The organism is Haloquadratum walsbyi J07HQW2, assembly GCF_000415985.1.
In the GTDB taxonomy this organism is placed as follows: domain Archaea; phylum Halobacteriota; class Halobacteria; order Halobacteriales; family Haloferacaceae; genus Haloquadratum; species Haloquadratum walsbyi_B.
On record NZ_KE356561.1, the window covers coordinates 197,694 to 200,060 of the forward strand.

General features: G+C 62.4%; 3 protein-coding genes and 1 pseudogene. 1 reads left to right on the plus strand and 3 read right to left on the minus strand.

What is annotated here, in order from left to right; genetic code table 11:
* Window positions 1-10: 10 nt before the first annotated feature.
* Window positions 11-193 carry a DUF2080 family transposase-associated protein gene (locus J07HQW2_RS01020; protein WP_048075389.1) on the minus strand — a complete coding sequence of 61 codons (183 nt, stop codon included), beginning with the start codon at window positions 191-193 and terminating at the stop codon, window positions 11-13.
* A 325-nt stretch (window positions 194-518) separates the two neighbouring features.
* Here J07HQW2_RS01020 and J07HQW2_RS01025 point away from each other — a divergent pair, with 325 nt between their 5' ends.
* Window positions 519-1,136 carry a DUF7344 domain-containing protein gene (locus tag J07HQW2_RS01025; protein WP_021053318.1) on the plus strand — a complete coding sequence of 206 codons (618 nt, stop codon included), beginning with the start codon at window positions 519-521 and terminating at the stop codon, window positions 1,134-1,136.
* A 113-nt stretch (window positions 1,137-1,249) separates the two neighbouring features.
* On the opposite strand, the gene J07HQW2_RS01030 is transcribed toward J07HQW2_RS01025, so the two are convergent.
* Window positions 1,250-2,191, minus strand: coding sequence for a S24/S26 family peptidase (locus J07HQW2_RS01030; RefSeq protein ID WP_021053319.1), 942 nt, complete (start codon window positions 2,189-2,191; stop codon window positions 1,250-1,252).
* 34 nt (window positions 2,192-2,225) lie between these two features.
* Window positions 2,226-2,297 (minus strand): annotated as a pseudogene (locus J07HQW2_RS19730) (hypothetical protein); the annotation flags it as partial.
* Between the last annotated feature and the right edge of the window lie 70 nt (window positions 2,298-2,367).

A 2,367-nucleotide genomic window follows, 5' to 3' on the forward strand; every position in this document is an offset into this window, starting at 1 on the left:
GTGAGTTGCATTACTCTGACTCGGTGGGGTCTGGGTCAGAGACACGAGTGATTTTGACTTGTGAGCCAAGCCACGCCTTTGGGACAATAACGTGGGCGCCGTTACCTTGCGGTTTGACCTCTGTTTCAATGGTCTCCTGACCGTTGATTACGAACAGGTCACTATCTTCGACTTCGAGTGTTACTTCACTCATTGTTCGTACCATGTATGTATATAAAGCTCGTCGAATCGGCATTGTACTATTTCTTACTGAACCGTACTGAACCCGACCGAATTGTGTAACAGTTACGCAAGCCAGACATCTCCGGTGGTGCGTGTCGAATCGAATATATCCGTGAACAGATTTACTCGTATGTATCAGAACTAACACACATATGTTGAGTAACATCTTTATGAACGGCTCGGGAAGCACACGCCACCATCGACGATCCGATCGACACAGTCGGATGACGGGAGCGTCGCCGCCGGTCGGCGCTGACTCCCGCAATGGGCGGGTGGACTGAGTGATAACTACCGACATGGAGCTTACGACACGGCTGGAGCCCGACGCCGACGGCTCTGACGCGGACGAGTCCGGTACCGACGAGACGGTAGATTCCTCACCGCTCAAGATGACGGACGTGCTCACGGTGATCTCCAACAGCCGACGGCGATTCCTGATACACCACTTGAAGCGGTCGGAGTCGCCGGTGACGATCGGCGAGTTATCGAGACAATTGGTTGCTTGGGAGCTTGATAAACCCCCAGAGTTGGTCTCCGCTTCGGAACGGAAAAATATGTACAACGCGCTCGCACAGACGCACGTCCGACGGTTGGTGGAGTGTGGGTTCGTCGTCGAACGGCGTGACGGAATCGAGCTCACACCCGACGCCAGACGTATCCGGATTCATCTCGATATCGCGCCGGACCGAGACGTTCCGTGGTCGCGGTACTACCTGATTCTCGGGGGGTTCCACCTCGCGGTTTCCGTCGCCGTTCTCGCTGTGGCCCCGTCGTCGGGAGCGATACCGATCGGGGCGTGGGGGGTGTTCGTCGCCGTCTCGATACTCGCCTCGGCGCTCGCTCACCGATACTACAAGAAACAGATGTGTATCGGCGAAGGCGACCGGCCGCCGGAGCTTCGACACGAACTGTAGGCTGGCTTGGTCACACCTGGACACGACTCGTGTTCACCCGTTCGACGGCGCGAGAACGCCGGACGGCTCGTGGATACGGCCACGATACGAGAACGGCACGTATCCAGCGGCTCTCACGTCCTGAGTCGAGGCTGGCCTCGTCGAGACGGCCGCGCCGGGAGGAACCGGCGGCCGACCAGATAGTACGGCACGGCGACAAGCGCATCGATACCAAGCACGGGCAGCCACGGGTGCTGTGTGTAGAGTGCTCGTGTAACCGACTTCGGAAACACCGCGATGTACCGGCGCTCGACGACGTAGAACCGGTGGTGGCCGATCGAGTCGGGCACGTCGAACGTCGCCGAGACGTTTGCCGTCCCACCGCGGTCGAGACCGACCTCGTGGCGGTCGACCCGGACACCTTCGGCGCCCTCAACGAACACCGTCATCGGCAGGACGGGCGAGTTGGCGATCCCGTGTGTAATCGTGGTTTCCTCACCTGGCGGAACCAGCACCGGTGACTCGGTCTCGGAGGCGACGACGTCGTACTGTTGTGCGCCGCCCGGCACCACCATCGCTGCCGTCGTCGCGACGACGAGCACCGCGGTCAGCAGGAGCAGGATCGCGTGTGCCGAGACGGGCGCCTCGCCGCGGCCTCCATCAGCACGCACGTGCCGCCTGTCGATCCGGCGGCTGCCGCTTCCCTCGCGGAACGACTCGATGCCGTACAACACGAGGAGCACGCCCGTGAGCACGTAGCTGAACTGCGTTGCCGAGAGCCCGCTGGTGTCGGTCAACCGCCACAGAAGCACGTTCACGCGCTGGCGGGCGTCGGCGGCGACCCCGCCGACCGCCGTCGCGACCGCGCCCGTGTACGGAATCGTGACGACGCGACCGCCGACGCCGAGGGCCTGGCCGGCGATCTGCGCCTGTGCGACCGGTGGCTCGTCGGTGACTTGGTCCGGGGCGTTGTTGTTGTCGCCCTGCGTGATGTAGCCACGATCCGTCTCCTCGACGATCCGGTGGGGTGGTCGGCCCGCCGCCGCGCAGCTCCTGGGCGTCGAACACGACGACATCACCGGGTTCGGGCGGGCCTGTGACCGCGGCTGGGACCAGCACGAACCCCTCACCTGGTGTGATAGTTGGCGACATGCTCTCGGTTTCGACGTAGACGATTCCCATCGGCAACCCGAGAACGGCCCCGATAACGGCCAGCGCCGCCACCGCGACGATCACGGCCACGAACACGTTC